The following is a 5,669-nucleotide window of genomic DNA, read 5'->3' on the forward strand; positions in this document are numbered from 1 at the left end:
CATCATTTATGTTAGTCTGTCGCTGAAAGAATATTTCAGGGATTCAGCCAATAAGAAGAAAGTCGAAATTGAAGATTTAGAAGCACAATTGCAAAAAGCTGTATTAGCGGCTGGTATCCCGCAGGAGGATTTCACGATAAATAACATATCAAGTTACACAACTTGGTGGGAGAAGAAAAAAAGCCCTGAGTTTTTAGCGCGCAAACAATACCGCATCAAAATGACGGACTTAACCAAGTTCAACCAAATTATGAGTGCGGTTGATCCCAAAGGTATTGAATACAGCAATATCGAAAACTACGACTACTCTAAAATCGAGAGCCTGAAAAAAGACCTTAAGATCAAAGCATTACAAGCCGCGAAAGAGAAAGCGAATTACCTGATCACTTCTATCGGTGGTACCCTCGGAAGCCCGCTCGAGATACAGGAAATCAACAATGAATATTACCCGCAGCCAATCTATCGTGCCAATACAATGATGAAAACTGAATCTGCTGACGCAGCACCCATGCCGGATATTGATTTTAAGAAAATTAAGCTGACGTATCAGATGAGGGCGGTGTTTGAGATAAAGTAGGTCCCCTCGCTGCACTTGAGGTTTCTCCCTTCAGTCGAAATGACGCAGCAGGAGGTCCCTGACTGTACTCGGGATGCATACGACGAAAGAGCCTTTCCAATTGGAGAGGCTTTTTTATTATTATGGGTTGACCAATTAGGTCCCTCGCTGCCCTGGATGTACGTTGGCTGGTTAAAGTGCAATTGAGGTCCCTCGCTGCGCTGGATGAAACGTTGGCTAATTAAAGTTCAATTGAGGTCCCTCGCTGCGCTTCGGGATGACGGGGCTCGTTTAGGAGGATGGGGAGATTTCTCCTCGCGGTAAAAGGCTCGTTTATAATAAAAACGCTATTCGCTCGTCGAAATAGCCCACCTTTATCGTTCCAGCTTCTGTTTGAATGTGAGCATATTTCGACGAGCGTTCTACCTTTAGATCATATACCTGCCACGTTCCGCGAGGAGAAATCTCCCCTCTCATTTATTACCATCACGTCATTTCGACCGCAGGGAGAAACCTCAAACGCAGCGAGGGACCTCCAAACAGCTTAGCCGCTCACCATCCTAAGCAACTCTAAGGCCCTTCAAATAAACATACCCGCCCGTCATCCCGAAGCGCAGCGAGGTACCTCCTAAGATCATCTTAAATTATTATCCCCTATCTTGTAGAGCTAATTAAAGTTTTCACCTTTCACCTTTCACCTTTCACCTTTATGGACCGCCTCCTCGAACCCCGCAACGACGTACCCTCAAAGAAAAAAACCCCTTTCCCCATCCGCGCGGAGCTCAGAGAGTATCTTTTGAAGTACGACCGGGAGGTAAAGCTGCCCGTGCAGTATTCCGATTTGCTTCGCTTTAACTTATCCACACCTTTACGGGATAAAGAAGGGCGGGACACCCTCTGGCATACGGTGTATTATGATGAGAGTGAGATGAAAGAACTCTTTCCGAATCTGACTTCCATTTATGCCCTGATGAATACTGACGGGGATACGGCTGTGATGGAACACCTTTCAGTGGCCCGTATTGATTACTGCACTTTCGCGAATACCCGGCCGTTTAGGGTTAGAATTATTAATCGCCTTAACGATAACTACGACCACTTTTATATAAAAATTGCGGATGCTTCACGGGTTTACGGACTCGAGCTGGAGCATATCCTCTCCCCTAACCGCATTATCTACATGACGGACGGAAACACGCTGATTGAGGAACACATCCCCGGATTGCCTGGTGATGAATTTATTAACCGCCGCTTGGAAACGTCCAAATTTAACCAGATCCGGATCTGCAAAGAGTTCGTCAAGTTTAATGAAAGATGTGTTGTGCGCCTCTTAGGGGATATGCGATCGTATAATTTTGTCGTCGATATTACTCCGGATATCGAGGGGAATCAATACCGATTGAGAGCTATTGATTTTGATCAGCAATCCTACGAAGGGCGGTTGAAGATGTATCTACCGCATTATTTTAAAGAGAATGTCAGCCTGGTTCAGCTGGGCATGAAGCATATGGATGAAACTACGATGCGCCAGTACCAGGAAGAGGAACGAACGCTTATTGCCAATCGCTTCCGTTCAGGATACTACAGGCTGGAAGATCTCTTTAAGATCATGAATATTGATACCATCTCGCACCCGGAGAAAATACACCAGCTTCGTACAGAACTAGCGGATCATTATAAAAATCCGGTATTTAAGAGTTGTAATACGATGGGTGAACTGGTTTTTGAATGTCTGGGGCAGGTTGTGGGGAAGAGAGGTTTATAAACAGGGCTCAGACCTCAGATCCCCTTCTCCTTCTTCGGAAAAGCCAGCGACGCCACTATACTGGCCGTCAATATAAACAGTATGATATACAGTGAATGGCTTGTCTTGAAACCCCAATCGCTTAGCCAGTGATGGGCCAGCATTTTTACTCCGATAAATATAAGCAGGACGGAAAGCCCGGTCTTAAGATAATGGAATTTGTGGATCACATTAACCAGCAGGAAGAACATCGATCTCAATCCCAGGATGGCAAAAATATTGGAGAAAAATACGATGTAAGGGTCTTTAGTAACTGCAAAGATCGCAGGTATTGAATCTACTGCGAAAATAAGGTCTGTAAATTCTACAATTAAAAGTACGATAAACAATGGAGTTATCATCCGTTTGCCATCTATAGTGATAAAGAATCGATTGCCTGCATATTCAGGGTAGACGGAAAAATATTTGGACGCGAAACGTACGACTTTATGGTTTTCTGTATCAATACTCTCATCCTCACTCCGGTTGATGAACATCATTATTCCGGTATAAACCAGGAATGCTCCGAACACGTATAGTATCCATTCAAATTCGCTGATTAAAGTCGAGCCGAGGAATATGAACAGGAATCGCATAATGACGGCTCCTATAATTCCCCAGAATAAAACCCTGTGGTAATATTTCTCATTCACTCCAAAGGCTGAGAAAATAAGTACCATCACGAATATATTATCAACAGAAAGCGCATATTCTATAACATATCCGGTAATAAATTCCAGAGCCAGATTCTGCTTGTAAAGGGCAAGGCTTTCGGTGTAATTGCCAGGGATGAGGGTGATGTTATGAAGATGTTTAACAGTGACTTCCTGCAATTCTGCAAAATTAGTAATGTCATGCAGGATCTCTCCTTTGTTAAGTAGCAAGAAATAAAATCCTATAGCAAAACTCACCCAGATGGAGCTCATTATTGCCGCTTCCTTCATACTAACCTTTTTATCAGCTTTATTGAAGATCCCCAAATCGATGGCCAGCATCAGTATGATGAAAAGCAGGAAACTGCCGAAAACTATATACTCGTTAGACATTATTTTTTACGTTCGGTGGTATAGCGCACGAGTTGCTCCAACGCGTCGCGTGAGCTGTGTGCAGGTAATTCATTTAATATATTGAAAGCTTCCGCCTGGTAAACTTCCATCTGTTGTGTCGCATAATCCATACCACCGCTGCTGCGTACAAATTCTATAATCTCAGAAATTTTGTCGGCTTCCTCATTATGATTTTTAACCAGGTTAATAATCCTCCGTTTCTCTGAACGGCTGGTCTTATTTAAGGCATAGATTAATGGCAATGTGATTTTCTTCTCTTTGATATCGATCCCCAGTGGTTTCCCGATAGCATCCGTACCGAAATCAAAGAGGTCATCTTTTATCTGAAAAGCAATTCCAACTTTCTCTCCGAAAAGGCGCATTTTCTCTACAGTTGCTGCATCTGCTCCTGCAGAAGCCGCTCCGCAGGCACAACATGAGGCAATCAGTGAGGCAGTTTTCTGACGAATGACTTCATAATAGATCTTTTCATCAATATCCAGTCGCCGCGCCTTCTCAATCTGCAGCAATTCACCCTCACTCATCTGCTTTACCGCTTCTGATACAATTTTCAGTAAGTCGAAATCACCATTATTGATAGACAATAAAAGTCCTTTAGAAAGAAGAAAATCTCCAACCAAAACTGCAATTTTATTCTTCCACAAAGCATTGATCGAAAAGAAACCACGACGTTCATAGGAATTATCGACCACGTCGTCATGCACTAATGTCGCTGTATGTAGAAGCTCTACAAGTGCTGCTCCCCTGTGTGTGGCTTCAGTAATACCTCCGCAAAGGCTTGCAGAGAAGAATACAAACATCGGGCGGATTTGCTTGCCCTTCCGTTTGACAATATAATGCGTAATACGATCCAAAAGAGGAACAGAGCTCTGCATAGAGGCTTTGAACTTCCCTTCAAAAGTATCAAGTTCTGCGGCGATAGGTTTTTTGATCTCGTCGAGACTGAGCATTAATTTTCCGAGCTGTGAGTATGAATTTACTCATGCAAACATATCGAAAATGCCGCGTTTTTCAAGTACGTATTTTGCGGGGGCACCCGAATGTATCAAGCGCCAAAAATACAATTACAGAAAGCGCGGTTAAGCGCCGAATGGGCAAAGGGCTTTTTTAGAATCAAATTGATTTGAGATCGCTCAGTATGGCACCATTCGGCGTTTAATGCTTTTAAAACTGCTGCACTATAAGCATGTATACCGCTGCTACAATAAAAGCCAATGGGATGATTGCGACTAAAAGGTCGTAGTTAAGTTTTTTCATGGGTGAGAGAATTAAAATATTTATAATGTATTTTCTTTAAGGCAAATAACCGACCACAGCCAAATTAACCCTTCAGAGACTTATTTGCAGTCTCCAACATCCCAAAACCGGGATTTTATACCCCAAACCGGGGAAATAAATCTCCATCCCCCACCATTTAACTTTACAACAATAGAATTTGTTAATTCTATATTAAATATACATTATTTAATTGAATTTCAAAGGGTTAACGTGAAATTATTTCCTTCCCATATATTTTCCGCATCGTATGCCTCTATTACCGATTTTTTAATACTTTTGCACCTCTAAAGGCTATTCACGGAGAGGTGTCAGAGTGGCCGAACGAGCGAGCTTGGAAAGTTCGTGTACTAGCAATGGTACCGTGGGTTCGAATCCCACCCTCTCCGCCAGATAGTTACCAAAGAAGATCAAAAACGCCCTAAATCACTGATTTAAGGCGTTTTTTGTTTTTAGGCATACCAAATTATACTATAATAAACCAGTCTGATCGGGGTCTATTGCGAGACCTAGTTGCCATTCTTAAATTTAGGTCTCGCCAAACCCCTGAAAACCCTTGTAACTATTTAATTATCAGCGTTATGATCAGCACATTTAATTTACTCTTCGCACTCAAAAAAGCTAAGATTTTAGTCAATGGTACCGCTCCTATTTACCTGCGTATAACCATTGAGGGAGACCGGTTGGAATTTACTACCAAACGGTACATTAATCCATCCCGCTGGAATGCATCCGCTCAGAAAATGGCCGGAACTCACGAGGAAGCCCGTGCCTTTAACCAATACCTTAAAACTTTGGAACAACAGGTATACGATGCCCACCGCCAGCTTATTGAAGATAGACAACCCGTTACTGTACAATACTTAAAAGATAAAGTCTTAGGAAAATCAGATACGGCTGAAATAAAAAAACTTGTTCCCATCTTTAAAGAACATAACAGGCGCGTCGCCGCCCTTGTGGGGAAAGAGTATGCCCCTGGAACATTACA

5 protein-coding genes and 1 tRNA gene are annotated in these 5,669 nt (G+C 42.7%); 4 read left to right on the forward strand and 2 right to left on the reverse strand.

Annotated elements, in window-relative coordinates; translation table 11 throughout:
- The coding region (locus tag WBJ10_RS06650) for an SIMPL domain-containing protein (protein WP_424288738.1) at positions 1-577 on the forward strand (577 nt) is incomplete at its 5' end.
- A 688-nt stretch (positions 578-1,265) separates the two neighbouring features.
- Positions 1,266-2,321, forward strand: a complete 1,056-nt coding sequence (locus WBJ10_RS06655; protein ID WP_424288739.1) for a hypothetical protein — start codon at positions 1,266-1,268, stop codon at positions 2,319-2,321.
- A gap of 14 nt (positions 2,322-2,335) precedes the next feature.
- On the opposite strand, the gene WBJ10_RS06660 is transcribed toward WBJ10_RS06655, so the two are convergent.
- Complete coding sequence (locus tag WBJ10_RS06660) at positions 2,336-3,385, reverse strand: TerC family protein (protein ID WP_424288740.1); 1,050 nt, start codon at positions 3,383-3,385, stop codon at positions 2,336-2,338.
- The gene (locus WBJ10_RS06665; RefSeq protein ID WP_424288741.1) at positions 3,385-4,356 is read right to left on the reverse strand and encodes a polyprenyl synthetase family protein; all 972 of its coding nucleotides are present in this window, start codon (positions 4,354-4,356) and stop codon (positions 3,385-3,387) included. Before WBJ10_RS06665 ends, WBJ10_RS06660 begins: the two co-directional genes overlap by 1 nt.
- A 627-nt stretch (positions 4,357-4,983) precedes the next feature.
- Between WBJ10_RS06665 and WBJ10_RS06670 the strand changes: the two genes are divergently transcribed.
- Positions 4,984-5,073, forward strand: a tRNA-Ser gene (locus tag WBJ10_RS06670).
- Positions 5,074-5,262: 189 nt separating this feature from the next.
- Positions 5,263-5,669, forward strand: a 407-nt coding sequence (locus WBJ10_RS06675; protein WP_424288742.1) for an Arm DNA-binding domain-containing protein, incomplete at its 3' end; no start/stop codon positions are given.

This window comes from Daejeonella sp. (assembly GCF_049655485.1).
In the GTDB taxonomy this organism is placed as follows: domain Bacteria; phylum Bacteroidota; class Bacteroidia; order Sphingobacteriales; family Sphingobacteriaceae; genus Daejeonella.